The organism is Paenibacillus sp. FSL L8-0494, from assembly GCF_038003695.1.
Taxonomy (GTDB): Bacteria; Bacillota; Bacilli; order Paenibacillales; family Paenibacillaceae; genus Paenibacillus_AQ; species Paenibacillus_AQ odorifer.
Genome location: NZ_JBBOPQ010000001.1, coordinates 4823239 through 4843744, shown reverse-complemented (window position 1 = coordinate 4843744; position 20506 = coordinate 4823239). Strand labels below are relative to the sequence as shown.

At 43.0% G+C, this 20506-nt stretch carries 17 protein-coding genes; 14 read left to right on the top strand and 3 right to left on the bottom strand.

Translation table 11 applies throughout. The annotated features are described in order from the left end of the window. Positions 1-95 precede the first annotated feature (95 nt). From NYE35_RS22015 to NYE35_RS21995, 5 genes are all read left to right on the top strand, one after another. Positions 96-1100: an AraC family transcriptional regulator gene (locus tag NYE35_RS22015; protein ID WP_076129500.1), complete on the top strand. Its 1005-nt coding sequence runs from the start codon at positions 96-98 to the stop codon at positions 1098-1100. 199 nt (positions 1101-1299) lie between these two features. Next, entirely contained in the window at positions 1300-2715 is a 1416-nt protein-coding gene (locus tag NYE35_RS22010; RefSeq protein WP_341122049.1) for an MFS transporter, read from the top strand. A gap of 134 nt (positions 2716-2849) precedes the next feature. After that, positions 2850-3617: an ABC transporter ATP-binding protein gene (locus tag NYE35_RS22005; RefSeq protein ID WP_341122048.1), complete on the top strand. Its 768-nt coding sequence runs from the start codon at positions 2850-2852 to the stop codon at positions 3615-3617. Beyond that, positions 3607-5583: an FtsX-like permease family protein gene (locus NYE35_RS22000; RefSeq protein WP_076297382.1), complete on the top strand. Its 1977-nt coding sequence runs from the start codon at positions 3607-3609 to the stop codon at positions 5581-5583. Before NYE35_RS22005 ends, NYE35_RS22000 begins: the two co-directional genes overlap by 11 nt. 46 nt (positions 5584-5629) lie before the next feature. Continuing rightward, positions 5630-5851, top strand: coding sequence for a hypothetical protein (locus NYE35_RS21995; protein ID WP_042190339.1), 222 nt, complete (start codon positions 5630-5632; stop codon positions 5849-5851). An 88-nt stretch (positions 5852-5939) separates the two neighbouring features. On the opposite strand, the gene NYE35_RS21990 is transcribed toward NYE35_RS21995, so the two are convergent. Further along, positions 5940-6947 (bottom strand): ABC transporter substrate-binding protein, encoded by a 1008-nt coding sequence (locus tag NYE35_RS21990; protein WP_036676075.1) that lies wholly within the window; start codon positions 6945-6947, stop codon positions 5940-5942. Positions 6948-7160: 213 nt separating this feature from the next. Between NYE35_RS21990 and NYE35_RS21985 the strand changes: the two genes are divergently transcribed. From NYE35_RS21985 to NYE35_RS21945, 9 genes are all read left to right on the top strand, one after another. Continuing rightward, positions 7161-8219, top strand: coding sequence for a FecCD family ABC transporter permease (locus NYE35_RS21985; RefSeq protein ID WP_036676077.1), 1059 nt, complete (start codon positions 7161-7163; stop codon positions 8217-8219). A gap of 62 nt (positions 8220-8281) precedes the next feature. After that, on the top strand, positions 8282-9256 hold the full coding sequence (locus tag NYE35_RS21980) for a FecCD family ABC transporter permease (RefSeq protein ID WP_370510596.1): 975 nt from the start codon (positions 8282-8284) through the stop codon (positions 9254-9256). A gap of 42 nt (positions 9257-9298) precedes the next feature. Continuing rightward, complete coding sequence (locus NYE35_RS21975) at positions 9299-11014, top strand: ABC transporter ATP-binding protein (RefSeq protein ID WP_076104415.1); 1716 nt, start codon at positions 9299-9301, stop codon at positions 11012-11014. A gap of 42 nt (positions 11015-11056) precedes the next feature. Further along, a complete protein-coding gene (locus NYE35_RS21970) occupies positions 11057-12097 on the top strand; it encodes an NAD(P)/FAD-dependent oxidoreductase (RefSeq protein ID WP_036676089.1) in 1041 nt (346 codons plus the stop codon). A gap of 144 nt (positions 12098-12241) precedes the next feature. Next, on the top strand, positions 12242-13867 hold the full coding sequence (locus tag NYE35_RS21965; protein WP_076101514.1) for a helix-turn-helix domain-containing protein: 1626 nt from the start codon (positions 12242-12244) through the stop codon (positions 13865-13867). Between the two features lie 132 nt (positions 13868-13999). After that, positions 14000-15013, top strand: coding sequence for an iron-hydroxamate ABC transporter substrate-binding protein (locus NYE35_RS21960; protein WP_341122047.1), 1014 nt, complete (start codon positions 14000-14002; stop codon positions 15011-15013). A gap of 156 nt (positions 15014-15169) precedes the next feature. Then, positions 15170-16684 (top strand): spore germination protein, encoded by a 1515-nt coding sequence (locus tag NYE35_RS21955; protein ID WP_341122046.1) that lies wholly within the window; start codon positions 15170-15172, stop codon positions 16682-16684. Continuing rightward, positions 16681-17886: a Ger(x)C family spore germination protein gene (locus NYE35_RS21950; RefSeq protein WP_341122045.1), complete on the top strand. Its 1206-nt coding sequence runs from the start codon at positions 16681-16683 to the stop codon at positions 17884-17886. Before NYE35_RS21955 ends, NYE35_RS21950 begins: the two co-directional genes overlap by 4 nt. Positions 17887-17922: 36 nt before the next feature. Continuing rightward, entirely contained in the window at positions 17923-19020 is a 1098-nt protein-coding gene (locus NYE35_RS21945; RefSeq protein WP_341122044.1) for a GerAB/ArcD/ProY family transporter, read from the top strand. Between the two features lie 6 nt (positions 19021-19026). Here the strand turns inward: NYE35_RS21945 and NYE35_RS21940 are convergent, their stop codons facing one another. Beyond that, positions 19027-19257, bottom strand: coding sequence for a hypothetical protein (locus tag NYE35_RS21940; RefSeq protein ID WP_036676096.1), 231 nt, complete (start codon positions 19255-19257; stop codon positions 19027-19029). A gap of 142 nt (positions 19258-19399) precedes the next feature. Next, positions 19400-20359 carry an ABC transporter substrate-binding protein gene (locus tag NYE35_RS21935; protein ID WP_445321973.1) on the bottom strand — a complete coding sequence of 320 codons (960 nt, stop codon included), beginning with the start codon at positions 20357-20359 and terminating at the stop codon, positions 19400-19402. Between the last annotated feature and the right edge of the window lie 147 nt (positions 20360-20506).

Below are 20506 nucleotides of genomic sequence, written 5' to 3'. Positions count from 1 at the left end.
TGACACTTTCAAGTGATAACAATTATCATTTACGGAGCTAGAGTAGAGATTATGTAACTCATCGTATACAAGGAGCGAAGAAGGAGAGGTTTGCGATGACTTTAAATATATTGAATATGGAAATTCATGATCTTTTTGATCAATTTACAGAACGGATAGAGGGGCATGTTGAGCATAACCAATGGGAACAACGGCTTACTATCCCTTCACATATTGGCAAGGGAAGTGTCACCCGTACACGGATTCGTCCAGGTATGGAGATTATGTATACGGACATAACTTACGAACAGGATATGAAGCTCCACATTCAAGAAGCTTGTCCGTTGTTTGAACTAAGCTATAATCTAAGCGGAGAAATCTATTGCGAATGGAACGGCAAGGAAAGTTACACGGATAAACAAATGGGCAATGTCCTTTTTCTAGAGGATGTTCAGGTGTATGAAGAGAAAAAAGCAGGTGTCCCCAATCAATTGCTGGAAATACGGTTTGCTCCTAGTGAACTGCTGAATTACGCCGGAGATTTATCGGAGACACAGCAAATGGAAACCTGGCTTAGACATCATCGTGGCAATATTGATCGTTATCCAGATACTGCGGCAATCCGAAAATGTGTCTCCGAAATGATCCACTGTACCTATCATGGAACATTGAGACGTTTATATATGGAGAGCAAAGCCCTTGAATTTATTGCTTTGTTTGGTGAGTCTGATGGTTACGGTTCTATTAGCGATAGTATGACGCTGCGGCACGATGATATTACCAATCTGAAGCGGGTACATGAATTGGTGCAAATCCATTTCGAACAACCGTTATCTATACGTGAGTTGGCTAAGCGGGTAGGTATCAACGAATTCAAGCTAAAAAAAGGCTTCCGCGAATTATTTGGCATGACGATCTTCGAGCTAGTACGTATAAAAAGGATGGAGAAAGCGCTCTGGTATATGGAGGTTGAAGGTTTGAATATAGGGAAAACAGCTGTTTCGGTCGGATATAGCAATGTCAGCAATTTCACGACGACCTTTCGTAAGCATTATGGCTGCAATCCAAGCGAATACTTAAAACGTATCGAACAACAGAGTTTGGAACGAAACAGGCTGTAGGAAGATTTGTAAATGCAGAAAGCTTAAAGCTTCAAGTGTTAGAACATAGGGTTCGGAATCGAACGTTATATTCTGTCTGCTTGAGGTTTTTTTGTGTTTGCTCCCTTATCAAGGAGTGCACCTCCCTTAACAGGTAGAGAAAAAGACCACTCTAAATGATAATAATTACATAGATTGCAGATAAAAAGGTGGTTATACAATGGAACAACAACAAGTAGATTCGCGCCGGTGGTATGCGCTGGGGGTTATTTTACTGCCAACATTACTTATTTCATTAAATACTTATATGATTCAAGTTGCGCTTCCATCTATGCAATATAGCTTGAACGCAAGCTTTTCGGAAGCACAGCTTATCGTTACCGGATTTTCGCTAGGATTAGCTGTGGCGTTGATTATTAGTGGAAAGCTTGGAGATATATACGGCAGAAAACGGATGTTGATGATCGGGGTGAGCGGGTTTACGGTCATGGCAGTGTTAGGCGGATTGACCTCAGATCCGGAACTTCTGATTATTATTCGGATTGTGCAGGGTTTGGCTGCGGCGTTTATTCAACCTCAGGTTCTATCTACGCTGCAGGTCAGCTTTCTGCCAAAGGAAAAAGGGCTTGTTTTCGGCATTTACGGCGCCATGATTGGTTTTGGATTTGCATTCGGATTCATCCTCGGAGGCACTATTGTGAATTGGAATCCGTTCGATCTCGGTTGGCGGACGGTGTTTTTTTTCAATGTGCCATTTGGACTTCTCGTCCTGCTGTTAATGCCGATTGTACCTGAAACACGGGCTGAGCAGGCGCACAGTATTGATTGGACTGGAAGCTTCCTTCTGCTGATCGGTTTGTTCCTGCTGATCTATCCGTTGTCAGAGGGACAAAAACAAGGGTGGCCGTTGTGGATTTTTGGCTGTCTAATTTTAGCTCTTTTCGTGTTGTTTACTTTTATCTGGGTTGAAAATCGAAAGGGAAAGCAGGGGGCGTTACCGTTAGTCGATCTGTCTATTTTCAGAGATCGAACATTTAGCGCTGGTCTGGCAACCGTTCTTGTCCTTTATCTAAGTATGTTCTCTTTCTTTTTTATTTTGAGCTATTATATGCAATTTGGTTTGCACTATAGTGTTCAAGATACGAGTATGGTTTTCTTGCCTATAGGGATAGGCTTTTTTCTGACTTCCTTAATCTCGTCTCGAATGGTCAAAAGATGGGGGATGAGTGTTCTTAAGATAGGAGCGCTGATGATGGGTAGCTGTAGCCTGCTGCTTATGTTAGAGCTAAATGTGGACGTTACGCATCTGCTGGACCCTCGTAATATCCTAATATTATTGATATATGGTTTCGGTCTCGGAATGGCTACTACGCCCCTAGTTAACGTCACGCTTAGTTCAGTACCCACAAAGATCACGGGCACGGGTTCAGGCTTGATCACTACCTTTATGTATTTTGCGAATTCGTTAGGAGTGGCGTTAATCGGTATTTTATTCTCCGCTTCGCTAAAGCATTCTCTTTTGGAAGCAGATCTGGCGGATTATGTAAGGGCGTTTTCCTTCTCATTAGCAGCAATCGGAGGACTTGCTTTTACTGGTTTTCTTTGCCTTTGTTTTTTGCGGGAGCGGAAATTATAGAGGAGGTATCCTGCTTTTTTTGCGCTGTGAGCAATCTAACAAACGAACGCCCTTCTTAGCTTTATAGTAATACCGAGTGATTGAATTCCATTTAATGTAACTCAATCCAAACCTATCAATGAGAAGGTGCTAGGATGTCCATACTGCAAGTAGAGAATCTCTCAAAAGAATACAAAGGAAAAGGCAAAACGAATCGGTATCGAGCGCTGAACGGGATTAGTCTTAGTGTGGATAGCGGCGAGTTTGTGGCGATTATGGGACCCTCGGGGAGCGGAAAAACGACACTTTTAAATATACTAAGCGGAATCGACACGGAGTATAGTGGGGTTGTAAGAATTGCAGAGACTAGTATAAATGAGATGTCCAAGAACGAGCTTGCGCTTTTTCGCCGGCAGCGTATGGGATTCGTTTTTCAGGATTACAATCTGCTGGATAGTCTGACCCTACGGGAAAATATCATGGTGCCCATGGTGCTGGATGATCAAGAGGTAGAAGATATCAATGCCAAGACAGATGAGACGTTATCGCTATTTGATCTGGATGAGGTGAAGGACAAATATCCTTATATGGTTTCAGGGGGGCAACAGCAGCGGACGGCGATCAGCAGGGCGATTATTAATCATCCAGATGTGATTTTTGCGGACGAGCCGACAGGGAATTTGGATTCTAAATCCTCGAGTACGGTGATGAAGACCTTCGACAAGCTCAACACTCTAAAAGGAGCAACGATAGTGATGGTCACACATGATCCTTTTGCGGCCAGCTATTGTAATCGCGTGCTTTTTATCAAAGATGGGAAGGCTCTACTAGAGATTGCTAGAGAGAATAAAGAGCGCAGAGCATTTTTTTTTCTGATTCTGGAGAACCTGGCCTTTATTGGAGGGGGAGAAGATGACCTTTAGGAGAATGGCATTTCAGATATTTAAGGCGAATCTTAGAAGATATTTGTTGTTTTTCTTATGCAGCAGCTTTACAGTCATGATCTTTTTTACATTTTATTCGCTGTACAGTAATCCTGATTTTAATGACCCTTATCAAGTGAATGGGATGGTGTCAGGTAATTTATATGCTCCTTTTTTGGTGATAAGAGTGTTTGCTGTTCTGTTTATTGTATATGCGCAGATGGCCTTTTTGAAATTCAGAAAAAGCGACTTTGGGCTATTAATGGTACTTGGAATGACAAGCCACAATATCCGCAAAATCATTTTGTTCGAGAATAGCATGATCGCTTTAGCCTCGATTCTCACTGGTTTAGGTGCAGGGACGGTTTTCTCCGGTATTTTTTTCTTCATTGTTTCGCTGTTAGTTAATATTGGGGACAGTGCTTTTATACTGACGCTGGATAGTTATCTGTATACCATTAAATTCTTCGCGGTGATTTACATAGTTGTGATTGCAATCAATTTGCTATTCACTTTGAGATACAGCATTTTACGTCTTTTAAAAGAATCCAGAACCGCAGAACGCAACCTGATTCATGGGAAAATCACCGGAGTCATCGGAGTTTTACTGTTGGGAATCTCCGTTTATAATATGCTCACTCATTACAACCCTTCCGATGCTCGCATGATGTTAATAAATCTGGGAATTAGTATGTTGGGCGTTTATTTGCTGCTGTCAGGACTTGGGGACTGGATGAAACTTTTTATATCGCGATCAAGCAGAGCATATCACAAGCACCTGCTGTTTAGTTCCAATTTGATCTATACCCTTGGTCGCTCCAAAGTAGTGCTTTCTCTCATCACCTTTCTCGTCTTCATCACGATTTCTCTAAGCGGGATTATTTTTTATTTGACCTGGAATGCTGAGGAAATTCCGGTTGCAAACAATCCATATGATATTGCCTATTCAGAAGTATTCGGAAAAAATAGCATCTCACCAAAAATACTAAGTGAGATCACGGATCATGGCGCTACGCCGCTGCTTTCACACCAAAAGCTGGAGTATATCGACTTGTTTAATTTTAAAATATTTCTGGACCAGAATATAAACGCATTAATCGGCTCTGATTATCATGTGGAGAAAGATCACTTTCTAAATCTGGCCACAGTTGCACAAGGAGAAGAGTGGAAGAATCAAAGACCGGAAATGCCCACCTTTGACCTGACGCTTGCTTCCGGGAAGCATACGCTGTATTCACAAGGTATCCTATTTAACATGGTATTTAACCCTGTGCCGAATTTAATGAATGGTCTTCATATCATTGTAAACGAAGAGGATTATATGGCGCTGAAAGCGGAAAATAAAAAAGCGATCGGTATCCTTCAGCTCCTGAATTTTAAGGATTGGAAAAAAACTGCGGATATAGATGCTAAGTTAAATGCCGCTTTAGCCAAATATAACAAAGACAATACAGAGTCCTGGTATGGCAATGAGCGGCAAGAGGCCCTCGTATTTTCTACGAAGTCTAGAATAAGTGACTATCTACAGTTACAGGAGTCTGGCCGATTTGGAATCTTCGTAATTTCATTTGTTGGTTTAATATTTTTCGGCGCCTCCGGGATAGTGCTGCATTTCAGTATTCAGACCGATTTAGAGCGTGAGCGGATCAAATTCAGGAAGCTGAACAAGATTGGAATTACTACTAAGGACGTGGCTCGTATTATAGGCGGCCCTTTAAAAGTGCTGTTTTTTCTCCCTTATGCATTAGGTATTGCATTGTCTTCTTTTTATGTTGTTGGTTCTTCCAGGGTTGAAATGTCTACAGCTCTGGAGCCGATGTGGTTTTGTTTGTTAGTAGGCGGAGCGTATCTTTTATTTCAAGTCCTCTTTTATCGTATATACACTAAAATATACACTCACAATATGCTGGCACATATTAAGCTACTCGATATTCCCTTAATAGAACAAAATGAGATTTCAATTTAATCCCAAATATGATAATATTGGTGCACAAAACGTGGGGGGATTCCATTTGAAAAAGATTTTTTCCAGAATTGCAGTCGCATTAATGATCTTGACCCTTGTTGCGATAGTCACTTGCTTTTATATTGGTGAATTCACCTATGCGTATGGATTAATTTTGGTGCTGTTTTTCGTATTTGCGGGGATGGGGCAGCTCTATAAGCTTAAAAATGATGAGTATATGTACAAAAAATTAAATAACACCGATGAGTATAATGAATATACTAGATGATATAAATTTAACAGAAGCTTATTATGTATAGCCAAACACCCCACTTTAGACAGTGCCTAAAGTAGGGTGTTTTTGTATGTGCCTATGTTTATTTCTTACCGTTGCGTTCAAGAATCATATCTACGAACAGATCAATCTGTGCGGTAATCGCAATCGGATCATAGCGGTAGTAGGTATCAAAATCATTGTAGAATAGATGATCGTTCTTCGCAGCATCAAGTCCGTTCCAAACTGGAGATTCCTTCAGTTCTTTCAGCTTATCTCCTTTTTTGTCAGGATCATAAGTGGTGAGGAACATGTAGTCAGCTGCATATTCTGGCAATAGCTCCATGGACAGCTGCAACGTTTGGTTGTCATTGCTGTTCTTAGTAGGCATTTTTAGCTTAAGTGCGTTATAAAGGGCTTGTCCACCCCGGCCAGCATTATTTCCGAAGGTCCATAGCTCACCTTTATCAGTCAGCTCATAGATTCCAAAAGTATCATTTTCATTTACGACACCTTTAAGCTTCTCGCGGCCTTCAGCAGCCTTTTTCTCAAAGTCAGCAATAAATTGTTCAGCTTTGTCAGGCACACCTACAATGTCACCGAACAGTTTAACAGTTTCATAGATATTTGTAGCAGTTCCGTATGGAATATGAATGGTTGGAGCAATTTTGGATAAAGCATCGTAGTTATCATCATACATAACGACGATTAGATCAGGTGTAAGTTCCAGAGCTTTCTCGGCGTTAACTGGAGCACCGACATCTTGTGTGTTTGTGAGCAGGTCTTTCAAGAAGGGATTATCAAAGGTACTAGGTTCGACACCTACAACATTTGCTCCTACGGAGAGCAACTCCCCACCATAATAATCTGTAATAATCCGCTGTGGTTTTACAGGTATTTGCACAGTACCTTTAGTGGTTTCATAGCTACGCATTTCAGCAGCTGAAGCCTCAGGAGCAGTCGTTGGCTCTGTGCTCGGTGCTGTAGTTGCTTCTGTTGTTTCTGTTGGTTTATTAGATGAAGCATTGTTTGTTCCCCCGCAAGCTGTCACAAATACAGACAATAACATTATGAGTGCCAGGATGGGGAAGAGGGTCTTTCTTTTTAGCATGATAAACCTCCCTATATATGTGTACCAACAAATAATAATGAGAATCATTATCATTATTATTTTCAATTTGAACTTTATCAAATCCTAGAATTCCTGTCAATGCAATAAAATAAATGCCTCCTATTAAATCTATCTATTGCCAAACCTAGGAAGGCTCATTTACAATAGCATAGTGATAATGAGAATCAATTTCATAGAAATAGGGTGGCATTCATGAATCAACAGATATCTTCCAAGATTAGACCTAATAAAGGGTCAGCCATACAAGAGTTCCGTTCACGTCCTTGGGCTGCCACGTTAATCTTGGTTGGCGGTCTGGTACTATTAGCACTAGGTATCGCTGTTTCAGTCTCCTTTGGAGCGGCTGATATTAAACTTTCTGTGGTGTGGGCAGCTGTGTTTCACTTTGATCCGGAGATCATGGATCATCAGATTATTAGAGAATTACGATTACCCCGTGTACTTGGCGGGGCAATGATAGGGGCCAGCTTTGCAGTTGCGGGTGCCATTATGCAGGGAATGACCCGAAATCCACTCGCAGATTCAGGTTTGATGGGCATCAACTCAGGCGCAGGATTTGCGCTGGCGCTTTGTTTTGCATTTTTCCCGAATCTATCGTTTATGTATTTAATCCTATATTCCTTCATTGGTGCCGGAGTAGGGGCTGGGGTTGTGTATGGGGTCGGATCATTGGCCAAGGGAGGGCTGACTCCTGCTCGTCTGGTGCTGGCAGGTGCTGCTTTTAGTGCACTGCTGTCAGCGCTGAGTGAAGGGGTAGCTTTATATTTTCACATTGGGCAAGATTTGGCTTTCTGGTATGCGGGAGGCGTGGCTGGGACGAAATGGATTCAGCTTAAAGTCATGTTCCCTTGGATAGGAGCAGCGTTAATTGGGGCTATGGTAATATCCCGATCGATTACAATGCTCAGCCTAGGTGACGATGTTGCTAAAGGGCTAGGCCAGCGCACAGGGCTTGTTAAGCTGGCAGGGACTTTAATCGTATTGATTCTGGCTGGATCATCAGTTGCAGTAGTAGGAGCCGTTGGGTTCATTGGACTAATTATTCCCCATTTGACCCGTTTTTTTGTAGGTGTGGATTACAGATGGATCATTCCATGTTCAGCTATTCTTGGCAGTCTGCTTGCAGTATTTGCAGATTTAACAGCACGGATGATTAATCCCCCTAATGAAACGCCGCTTGGAGCAATTATTGCACTGATCGGTGTACCTTTCTTCCTTTATCTTGCACGTAAAGAAAGGAGGGAACTGTAATGATAGAGAAAACTTCATTCGATTCCTTCCAAGCCGCCAAAAATAAACGTGGCTTAGTTATAATGATTATTTTAGCTGTACTGATTGTTATTGCTTTTATTATTAGTATGAATACAGGATACATACGTTTGACACCTATGGAGCTGCTTAATACGTTATTCGGTAAAGGGACGGATAAGCAAGAGTTAATCTTGTTTCAATTTCGGCTACCGCGTATTGTGATCTCCGTTCTGATAGGCGCAGGTTTGGCTGTATCCGGAGCTGTGATGCAGGGCGTCTTTCGTAATGCTTTGGCCGACCCCGGCATCTTAGGGATTAACGCTGGTGCAGGAATTATGGTTATGCTGTTAATATCTTTTTATCCGACGGCAACCGCGGCTCCGGTGTATCTGCTGCCTATGGTGGCGTTTGTTGGTGCGGGAATTACTGCTGCCTTGATCTATGTCTTAGCTTATAAACGGCATGAAGGAATAAAACCCATGCGACTGTTGCTGACCGGTGTAGCGGTTGCAGCTGGAATGAGTGCAGCGATGATCGTGCTGACTCTTCGGCTGGATCCGGAGAAGTATCAGTTTGTGGCTACTTGGCTTGCGGGAAGTATTTGGGGCACAAGCTGGAAGTTTGTACTTTCTTTACTACCGTGGATCGTAATTCTCGTGCCGTATGTCATCTATAAAGCAAGGGTAATGAACGTCCTTAATTTGGGTGAACAGACAGCTGTAGGACTTGGGGCTGCTGTAACGAAAGAACAATTCCGGCTTCTTGCGGCTGCGGTTGGTCTAGCTGCGGCAAGTGTTGCTGTGAGTGGTGGGATTGGCTTTGTCGGCCTTGTCGGCCCCCATTTGGCGAGACGACTAGTTGGACCCAAACATCAGCTCATGCTGCCAACCTCAGCGCTGCTCGGCTCACTGCTAGTCATTATAGCGGATACCATTGGGCGCTGGATCTTACAGCCATCTGAGATCCCCACTGGAATTGTTGTTGCTGTAATTGGAGCGCCATACTTCTTGTATTTGCTAGCCCGTACTAAATCTTGATGAAAGAGGATGGTCAATCACCGGAAGGAGCGAATTTTTACAATGTTGCGTCGTTTTTTTGCTTACTATAGACCCTATAAGGGATTGTTTATTCTTGATTTCTCCTGTGCTATTGCTGCTGCACTGCTGGAACTAGTCTTCCCACTGGCGGTTAACCGGGTAGTGGATGATATGCTGCCAAGTGGGAATTGGAAATGGATTCTCTATTCTTGCCTCGGTTTGCTGGGGATATATATCGTCAGCGCCTTTATGCATTTTGTCGTTACTTATTGGGGGCATAAGCTGGGGATCAATATCGAGTCGGATATGAGAAAAAAGCTATTTGATCGTGTGCAGAAGCTCTCTTTCAACTTCTTCGATAATAACAAAACAGGCCATTTGGTCTCGCGGATGACAAATGATCTGATGGACATCGGTGAGATTGCCCACCATGGTCCTGAAGATTTATTCATAGCAGTGATGACGCTGCTTGGTGTATTCGGTATCATGCTTAGCATCAATTGGCAATTAGCTATTCTAACCTTTGTAATTGTCCCGCTGATGATTTATTTATCCATGTACTTCAGTCGCAAAATGTCCAAAGCGTTCCACATCATGTTCGCGGACATTGCTGACTATAACGCACGCGTAGAAAACAATGTAAGTGGGATCCGTGTTGTGCAAGCTTTTGCTAATGAGAATCATGAAATTTCCCGTTTTGCAGTTAATAACGAACGCTTCCGTATTACGAAGCTTATGACCTATCGAATTATGGCTTGGAATTCATCCTTTAGCTTTGTGCTTATGAAACTGGTCTCATTATTCGTACTCGTGTGCGGAACCTATTTTGTAATCCAGAAGCAAATGACTTACGGTGAATTTATTGCTTTTGTGATGTTGTCTAATGTCTTCTTAGGACCTTTGCAACAGATTAACTCGGTCATTGAGACCTATCCTAAAGGGATCGCTGGTTTCAAACGTTATCTTGAACTGCTGGAGACGGAGCCAGATGTTGATGACGCAAAAGACGCTAAGCCAGTGTCTCATCTGTCAGGGAATATAACCTTCCAGGATGTAGCTTTTGCTTATAGTGATAAAGAAAAGGTACTAACCAATGTGAACTTATCGATTTCGGCAGGAGAGACGGTTGCACTTGTGGGTCCATCCGGTGCTGGTAAGACGACACTTTGCAGCTTGCTGCCACGCTTTTACGATGTAAGCGAAGGCAACATCTCTATTGATGGAATAGATATTCGCTCCATGACGTTAGAATCACTTCGTTCCCATATCGGGATTGTACAACAAGATGTATTCCTGTTTGACGGAACCATCCGTGAGAACATTGCTTACGGCAGATTGGGAGCTTCCGATGAAGAAATCTGGGAGGCTGCGGGACGCGCTCAGCTGGAAGAACTGATCAAATCTCAGCCTGCTGGGCTGGATACAATGATCGGTGAGAGAGGCGTCAAGCTTTCTGGCGGCCAGAAGCAGAGGTTGTCCATCGCCCGGATGTTCTTGAAGAATCCGACGATTCTCATTTTGGACGAAGCAACCTCTGCATTGGATACTGAAACGGAGTCCGCTATACAAGAGGCCCTCGCCGAGTTGTCTGAAGGACGCACAACACTTGTTATTGCTCATCGCCTTGCAACGATCAGAAATGCGGACCGTATTGTTGTCGTTGCGGAAGGCGGCATCGCAGAACAAGGTAAGCATGAGGAACTGCTGCAGACTGCCGGAATATACAGCCGATTGCATGAAGCGCAGTTTGGAGCTTAAGTAGCTGAAGGGATCACTAGAATATAATTTTGGAGGGACACGATGAATAAACAACTGGAATTATACGATGTAACCATTATTGGTGGCGGACCTGCTGGGATGTATACAGCTTTTTATAGTGGAATGAGAGACTTGAAGACAAAGTTAATTGAAGCGAAGGATGAGCTCGGAGGAAGAATGCTTATTTATCCCGAAAAAATGATCTGGGATGTAGGAGGCGTAACCCCAACTCTTTGCCATCAACTGATCGGTCAGCTCAAGGAGCAGGCTCAAACCTTCGATCCGACTATTGTGCTGGGTCAGCAAATTATGAATCAAGAGAGACAAGAAGATGGGACGTACATCTTGACCTCTTCTACTGGGGAACAACATTGGACCCGCACAGTCATTTTGGCAATTGGTTACGGAATTCTACAGATGGCAAAGCTTGAAATTGAAGGTGCAGATCGTTATGAGGTGACGAATCTTCATTATACCGTTCAAGAGCTGGAGCCGTTCCGCGGTAAAAGAGTGCTAATCTCCGGTGGAGGCAACTCCGCAGTAGATTGGGCGAATGAATTGGAGCCCATCGCTGCAAGTGTGACGATTGCGCATCGCCGCGAACAGTTTGGCGGACATGAGAAAAACATTGTGCGGATGAAGGAATCCTCAGTCAATGTCCGTGCGCCATATGCAGTAAGCCAATTACACAGCAGTAATGGTGAAACGATAGATCAGGTTACGATCAGCCATATAGAGACAGGTGAAACAGAGCAGTTTGAAGTGGATGCTGTCATTGTGAATCATGGTCTGAAGAGCGATTTTGGTCCGTTAAAAGAATGGGGCCTTGATATGGGCGAGTGGTGTGCGAATGTAACTGATAAGCTGGAGACCAATCTTCCGGGTATATTCGCAGCAGGTGACTTTGTGGATTATGCGAGCAAGGTTCGTTTGATCGCAGGCGCTTTCACTGATGCGGCTCTGGCGCTTAATAGCGCAAAGCTGTACATTGACCCGACCGCGGCCAAAGTCGCTTACGTATCTTCTCACAATGAACGGTTCAAAGAGAAGAATAAAGCGCTTGGAGTCGTTGACGACCACTAAGGATAGAGGCTTCTCAAACCATAAAATCTGAAGTTTTATATAAAGCGTATAGGAGATCTTATCCATTTCGAGCGGAGAGAACCCTTATACGCTTGCTTTCTATTTTATGGGTTATTAAGTCTAGCAGTCTGGAAGGGAGCAGGAATGAAGCTATCAAATAATAACCCGGTTCATAGAATTTATCTGTTAAAAGAGGCAGGGAAACGCCAATGCGGCGGCGGTCACATCAATAAACCCCAGATTGCCCAGTCCCCACTCTTCCTGACACCAATAGAAGCTATCGTTCAAATAACCATAGAAGGAGAGACAGTAGCTCTTAAAAATGGTGAAATTCTTTTTCTAAGCACAGGTGTGACTTATCAAATTGATGCTCCATTAGAGACTGTTATCTCTGTTCTAGCAATCTCCTATGAGGTATATGGGCTAAGTAATAGCACGGAGCAAGAATTGGTCTATGGACTTTGCCGTGAAATTTTTCCGGTCAATGGGATTTTACCTATACGTACGACGAATAAAATAACTCGCTTATTCAGCGAATTAGAAGACGTTGCTGCCAATAATTTAGAAGTACAGGCAGATAGAATTCAATCCTTGCTGCATCAGCTACATCAACTGCTCGTAGAGGCTGACGCTGAAGCAGACATTACGGATAGTTCATATTTCAGAATGCTCGCTTATATCCACCAGAATTTCCAAAAGGAGATTACGCGGGAGATGATGTCTCGAATGATGGGCTTCAATCCTCGTTATTTCTCAGTATGGTTCCGCAAGCAGACGGGTTGGAGCTTCACCGAATATGTAACTCATTTAAGAGTAAATAAAGCGAAAAAACACTTGATGTCCAGCAAAGCAACAATACAGGAAATTTCGCAAAAAGTTGGCTATACAGATGGACTATATCTGAGCCGCAAATTCAAGCAAGTCACCGGGATGACCCCAACAGAATTCCGTTTACGTCCCAAACCGAAGCGGATAGTAGCGTTACAATTTTTAGGGGATTTACTTGCGCTGGGAGTGAAGCCTGTCGCGGTTGAAGAAGATGTGATGAACTACTCATTGCTTTTGCTGCCGGAACTGGCGGGTGTGCGATCATTTGAGTTGCAGGGATGTCCGGCGGAAGCGGACTGGTCTGGGCTAGAAGCCGATCTAGTTATTGCACCGACCTATCTGAGCCCTCGTCAGCTTAAATGCATGGAAAAGTTGGGTCCACTAGTTACTGTGGAGTGTGATAAAATGGACCGCCTGGAACAGATTCGTTTATTCGGCAGACTGCTGGGAGAAGAGGAGCGGGCAGAGGCATGGATAAGGCACTATCATTTGAAAATAGATTTGGCCAAGCAGCGTTTGTCCTCATTAATTGAATCTGGTGAAACGGTAGCGGTGTATGAGATTAGGCAAGATAACAGTATTTATATCTGGAATTATACAGCCCGAGGGGTGTACAATCTGTATCCAATGCTGGGGGTAACTCCACCGGACAAGGTAAGGTCAGATGTTCTGGAGCGGAATGATCATTTATGCATCTCACTGTCGGAATTGCCAATATACGCGGCTGACCATATGTTTGTGGTTGTATCAGGACAAGAGGACTGGATGTCGAGAACACGTAAACGCATTAGTAAAAGCGCGGTTTGGCGCAATCTTCCAGCATTCAGGAATGAATGCATATATTACCTGAAGCTTGAGGAATTTTGGGGCAGCGAAGGGCTTGCGCTCGAACGCCAGCTGGAAATACAGACAGATTTGTTAACCGGCCATAAATTAAGCTGACAATCGTCCATAGCTAAATTGATGTATTAGCGTGTATATATGTTTTCCCGCGGAGACGGTATATTAAACAAAGATCTTAATGATATTGATTATCAATATCATAATAATATAAAGTCTCAAGGGGGATTTACATTGTACAGAATTATATCGTTAGGAAAAACAAGCATGATAGCTGTTATGCTTACGCTGGTGCTGCTGTTGAGCGCATGCGGACAAGCTGCTAATCAGGGGAATGCTCCAGCTAGCACGTCGGCTACTAATAATGATTCTGTAGTTGCCAGCACGGAGCCGGCTGCTGATGCAGAGTATTGGACGTACGAAAGCGACAAAGGCCCGGTGCAGATCCCACGCAATCCACAAAGAGTTGTGATTCCGGTACAAGACTTTATTGGTGATCTTCTGACGCTTGGCGTGACGCCCATTGCCGTTGCCGGGAATGACATCTTGAACCATCCATATTTCAAAGAGGCGCTGACAGGTGTAGAAGTAGTAGGCGATGACATGACGGTGTCCCTGGAGAAAATAACGAGCCTCGAACCGGACTTGATTATCACTTATCAGGAAGATACCTATGAGCAAATCTCTAAGATTGCTCCGACTGTCTTTATTCCTTGGGGCAAATACGACTATAAGGAACGATTGATCGAGATCGGGAAAATCTTGAACAAGGAGCAGCAGGCTGTAAAGTGGGTGGCGGATTTCAATCAGAAGCTGGAAGCGAAAAAAGCGGAATTGGCTGATCTGATCGCAGCTGACAAAAAGGTGGCGATCTTTGAAATTGCCGGTAAAGAGCTGTATTTATACGGTTCGTCATATGGGCGCGGTGGAGAGATTATATATAACGGATTGGGGCTGCATGCACCTGATCTTGTCCAAGAGGCAGCCTTTAAAGAAGGCTGGGCTTCCCTCTCATTTGAAGCGTTGCCCGAGTACTTAGGTGAAGCTGATTATATCTTCCAAGGCTTCAGCCGTGGCGTGGAGCAGGATAAGCTGGACATTCTGGACAGTGTCTTCTGGCAAAGCCTGCCTGCTGTTAAGGCGGGTCATGTATTCACCTACGACCTTAAAACATATTATCTCTCCGATGCTTATGCGCTGGACAAGCAGCTGGATGAGATAGTTACGTTGCTGAAGTCTCTTCAATAAGTTAATTTCAAAAGAGTAAAAAGGGATGTTCGCTGAGCTATAGTAGCTCAAGGACATCCCTTTTGCGTATTTATATTCCAAGTTAAGGGAGGTTATAGATTCCATTTGTTGCATAAAAAAGCGGTGTAGAACAAATAGTATGAGCAGGAGGTGTTAATGATGGACCCCTTTAACTCTACTATTTTGGACGATAATCTTAAAGAGCTTCAAGAAAGGCTTGGCCATAGCCCTGATATTGTTATTCGTAGAATTAAATCCACTACCACACAGGTTGAGGTAGCTGCCGTATATATTGAGGGATTAATAGAAAAATTGATGGTCAACGAGTTTGTGGAGCATGCGATGTCGTTCGATAAGCTAGGTGAAGAAAACCCGGTGGTAACATCCGCTGAAGATATCTTTTTGTATATGAAAGAAGTGGCGAGAGGGATCGGAGAAGAACAGCCACTTGAAGATTGGGATGTGCTTTTTGAGGCTTTATTCTCTGGGGATACCATTCTTTGGGTCAACGGGATAAGGGAAGCTATCAGAGGGAATACAAGCGGCGGTGAGGTTAGAGCGGTATCGGACGCTACAACTCAAGTAGCCATTCGTGGCTCCAAGGAAGGCTTCACAGAATCTATTGGGACGAATATCTCTCTGGTGCGCAGGAAAATAAAAAGCCCTAATCTCTGGGTGGAGTCGATGAAGATAGGTGACGTCACGCAAACGAATGTATCTATTATGTATATTCATGGAATCGTCAATGATAATACCTTAAAGGAGCTCAGAAATAAGCTGCAAAGCATTGATATAGACGGGATTCTGGAATCTGGATACATTGAGCAATTTTTAGAAGATACTCCCTTTTCTCCATTCCCAACATTATATAATACGGAACGTCCTGACAGTGTTGCAGGAAATCTTTTAGAAGGACGAGTTGCTATTTTTGTGGACGGGACCCCGTTTGTGCTGATTGCACCTACAACCTTTTTTATGTTTTTACATGCCGTAGAAGATTATTACCAGCGTTATGATATTACGACTTTGATCCGATTATTGAGATTTATTTGCCTTGTTATTTCGTTATTTGGCCCAGCGTTATTTATTGCAATTCTAAACTTTCATCAAGAAATGATCCCAACGGCCTTACTTATTAATTTTGCTTCACAAAGGGAGGGGGTTCCATTTCCGGCTTTTATTGAGGCTATGCTGATGGAATTTACCTTTGAGATTATACGTGAAGCAGGAATTCGTATGCCATCCCCTATAGGCCAAACTGTGTCGATCATTGGGGGCTTAGTGTTAGGACAGGCAGCCGTACAAGCCGGTATTGTCTCTCCTGCAATGGTTATTGTAGTTTCACTTACAGGAATATCCAGCTTTGCTACTCCCGCTTTTAATATGGCTCTTTCCATACGTATCTTGCGTTTCATCATTATGTTTATCGCAGCCTTTATGGGGCTTTATGGAATAACGATCTTTACTTTTATTTTGGTTGCTCATATGTGTAGCTTGAAATCGTTGGGTTTTCCGTATATGTCTCCATTTGGTCCTTTTATCGCTGAGAATCAGAAGGACTCGATCTTGCGTGTGCCCTTGAAATATATGAAAACTCGGCCGCGTCTTGTTAGCCAAAAAAATAATACTCGACTTAAGGTGAATGATGGGAAGCCGGGGAGTGGCAAATGAAGGTCGGATGGATGATGCGTTCATTTATTTGTATATGCTGCTTAATGTTGCTGACAAGCTGCTGGAACAGTCGGGAATTAAACAATTTAGGCATTGTGACTGGTATAGGTGTGGATAAGGTGCCGAATAAAGAGGAATATCATGTTACTTTTCAGATTGTGAATCCATCCTCAACAGCCACAAGTGCAGGAGCTAGCACCGGACAACCCACGGTCACTATTTATTCTTCTACGGACCGTACGATCTTTGGCGCTTTTCGCAAGACTTCAAAAAAGGCGGCAAGACAGATGTTTTTTGCACACACGCAGCTATTAGTTTTAGGCGAATCTACAGTGAAGAGCGGTATTGATGGGATTTTTGACATCTTTGAAAGGTCCCATGAGCTGCGGCTCAACACGAATGTTATTGTAGCCAGAGATACGGAAGCATCCTCTATTCTGAAACTATTGCTTCCCGTAGAAAGCCTGCCTGCAATTGGGATTATTAAAAAGAGTAAAAATACCGCTAGAATATATGGAGAAAGCCGGGATATCAATGTTTTTGAGCTAATTAATGGTCTCAGTGGAGAAGGGTCAGTGGTGATATCCGGAGCCAGAATTCTTGGAGACGCTGAAGAAGGAACTAAAAAATCCGGGATGGAGCAAACTAAAGTAAAAGCACTTGTCACAATGAGCGGGCTTAGCGTATTGAAAAAAGGGGTTTTTCAGGGGTGGCTGGATGGCCCTCTTGCTCGGGGGGCACTATGGGTACAGAACGAGATTAATGAAACCAGTATTAATGTAGATTCAAATGAGGTTAAAGATTCGATAGCCGTTAACATTAATTATTCAAAAACAAAAATTAAGATTGAACTCCGCAATAAAGTACCCGTCATTCATGTAAATGTTGTGGAAGAGGGGACGCTTAGTGAGGCACAGAGTTATATTGAGCTAAGTGATAGAGAGGTAATCGTTCAGTTGGAACAACAAGTGGCTCTTAAAACTAAACAGGAAATAACCCAAGCCTTACAGGCTGCTCAAACTATGAAATGCGATATTTTCAATTTCGGGAATGAACTGAAGCGCACAAATCCAAAAGCATGGGAGACTGTTAAGGACGATTGGGAGTCAGTGTTCGCGGAAGCGGAAGTGGATGTTTCTGTAGATGCCTATATTCGCAGTGTTGGAATGAGATTAGAGCCGAAATTGTTAAAGGAAAAATGAAAGTGTTCAGTGAGAAAGGTGGGAGAAGGCCACTTTATGAAAAAAGAAACCATCAGCGCGAGTCAATTATTTGCTTTGATTTTTTTGTTTGAATTGGGAACGGCCCTTGTGGTACCGATTGGACTTGAAAGTGGCCATGCTGTCTGGATTGCTATTCTGTTAGCTTTGCCCGGTGGACTTCTTTTGTATTTGATTTATGTTTATTTATACCGGCAATATCCGGGCATGATTATTAGCGGGTATACAAGAAAGATACTGGGCAATGTATTAGGCTGGCCGTTAAGCTTAACATACATTCCAATCCTTCTCTTCAATGGCTCTCGAAATCTGCATGAATCAGGTGAGTTGTTAATAGCTGCTTCTTACGACAGAACACCCGTGTTCATCATTTATGCAATGATGGTTGTTGCGGTAATTTACATCTTAAATAAGGGGATTGAGGTGTTTGCGCGGGCGGCTGAGATTTATATGCTGATTATAATATTATTGGGCTTGACCAGTTGCTTTTTGGTTATTGCCGCCGGACTTGTAAAACTAGATAACTTGTTTCCGTTACAGGCCTCGGATTGGAAGAATGCATTGAAATCAGCCTATCTAAATATATGGCTATTTCCGTTCGGGGAGATGGTATGTTTCACTACGATTTTACCTCATATCAAAAAAACCAAGGTAGCAAAAAGAACCGGAATCATCGCAATGACTTTATGCGGATTATTACTCAGTTTTACCCATGCCATCGAAATATCCGTTCTAGGAACAGAAATCTACAGTAGAGCCAATTTTCCGATGTTCACTACGATAACGTTAGTAAACCTGGCCAATTTCATTCAACGTTTGGACGCGCTTGTGCTCTTAACCTTAATCATTGGAGTCTTTTTTAAAATGTCAGTATATTGCTACGCTGCAATGGTAGTCACCGCGGATCTATTCAAGGTGCAAGACAGCAGAAAGCTCGCCGTTCCCGTTGGTATTGTTGTTTTGTTCGGGGCTTTTATTAGTTCAGCGAATTATCCGATACATATGGACGAAGGAAGGATATTTCTGAAATATATTTTGCCGTATTTCTGTGCCGCTGTACCTATTCTCTTGTGCATCGTTCATTACATCCGCAGAAAATTAGGGAGCATAGGTTAGTTTATTTTATTTGATGGATTTATTGCTTCTATTTCGGATAGAGGATGTAATTGTAATAACAAAAGGTAAGGAGATAAAAACGAGCATAGTTATTGATTCCTGTATGCTTGTAGCTGCAAAGGAGTCATAGATCGTCCGCATTGAAGCGGTGAGGTTTTCTCCTGATAAAAGGTCGATGATTACTGCCATCAGCAACCCCATAAAAGCAAGCATGAAATATAGTAATAGTAATTTCATATTGATCAACTCCATTTGCTAGATTAACCTTAGGCTAAATGTATTATTACCTCTTGAGTGTTTTTGTAGTCAAAAGAAATAACAAATCCCCTACTGCTCCAACGTTGTTGGAAGCAGTAGGGGATTCTAATTTAAGCGCATTTTATTGTGTAAGCCAAGCAGCCAGTTCTTCGGTCTGGGATAACACGGCAATTGGATCATAGTACCAAGACCGTTCTTCTTTCCATACATAGAGATGGCCATTTTTTACAGCGGGTAGGCTACTCCAGATTGGATCAGCTTTGTAATCAGCTTCTGTACGGTTATTGGAAGTTAAGATAATATAATCTCCTGCGTATTTAGCGAGTGCCTCTGTAGAGATTTCCGCCCATTGCTTCTCCATAATTTCTGCGGCCACAGCTGTAGGGGGCTTACGACCCAGCGCCTGATAGACAGGCTGTCCGCCTCGGCCAAAGTTATCGCCATAGGTCCAAATGGATTTTCCGCCGTCTTCCATGATGGAAAATGTTGCATCTGCAGGGATTACTTTGTCTACTTTGGCTTTAGCTTCAGCTATCCGTTTGTCGTAATCTGCAAGCCAGCTTTTGGCTGCCTCTTCCTTACCAAGGAGTTCTCCGAAATAGGTTAATTCGGCATGAGCATCTTTCAGATCACCATATGGCACAACGATGGTTGGAGCAATTTTGCTTAGTGCTTCATAGCTTTCAGCTTGTCCAGAAATAATCAAATCAGGATTAAGTGCGATGATTTTTTCAGGTGACATTTTGCCGTAAGTTCCAGTGTCTGCAACTCCAGTAAGTGCCTCCTTAAAATACATATTCTCCAGTGTTAATCCGGGAGCACCAACAGGAATGGTATCTAGCGCAATCAGACTGCCCAGATATTCCTCAGCGACAATCCTTTTAGGTTGAACAGGGATTTCAATATCACCATTTATAGTAGTGACCTTTTTAAGAGCAGCTGTTTCCGTAGTTTCTGTTGGTTGACTAGTTTCGGTAGGTACTGCAGTTGCCGATGATGTGTTGCTGGTGTTACTGCCTGTATTCCCCACAGAATTATTGGAATTCCCGCAAGCTGATATGACTAGAATTAATGCCAGCATGAAGGGAAAAAGAAGCCAATGGGTTTGTTTGGAGCTATTTTTTCCTGGATTATGCAATTTGTTGTTCCCCCTATGTATATTGATTATCATTCTCAATAAGAACTTTACAAGCTTCACCGGGTATTTACTATGGACGGATATGATCTC